1 tRNA gene and 2 rRNA genes are annotated in these 455 nt (G+C 44.8%); all 3 read left to right on the forward strand.

Going from position 1 to position 455, the window contains the following annotated elements:
• A 23S ribosomal RNA gene (locus ACX6U0_RS21295) occupies positions 1–86 on the forward strand; the annotation flags it as partial.
• Between the two features lie 126 nt (positions 87–212).
• Positions 213–328: ribosomal RNA gene (gene rrf, locus ACX6U0_RS21300) — 5S ribosomal RNA — on the forward strand.
• A 6-nt stretch (positions 329–334) separates the two neighbouring features.
• Positions 335–410, forward strand: a tRNA-Val gene (locus tag ACX6U0_RS21305).
• Positions 411–455 lie beyond the last annotated feature (45 nt).

A 455-nucleotide genomic window follows, 5' to 3' on the forward strand; every position in this document is an offset into this window, starting at 1 on the left:
GAGAGATGATCAGGTTGATAGGTCAGAGGTGGAAGCGTGGTGACACGTGGAGCTGACTGATACTAATCGGTCGAGGACTTAACTAACAAGTTTGATAATGACATTATCTAGTTTTGAAGGTATAAAAAAGCGTAAGCTTGTAAATATCTTTAAAAAATGTGTTGACTTTGATTGATATTTTGTTATAATAATCAATGTCCCAAGCAAATGAATCAAGTGATGATAGCGAAGAGGTCACACCCGTTCCCATACCGAACACGGCAGTTAAGCTCTTCAGCGTCGATGGTAGTTGGGGGTTTCCCCCTGTGAGAGTAGAACGTCGCTTGGTTTTGATGGAGGATTAGCTCAGCTGGGAGAGCACCTGCCTTACAAGCAGGGGGTCGGCGGTTCGAGCCCGTCATCCTCCACCATATGCCGACTTAGCTCAATTGGTAGAGCAACTGACTTGTAATCAG

The sequence above is a fragment of the Gottfriedia sp. ABJ_BB2_2 genome (assembly GCF_055484705.1).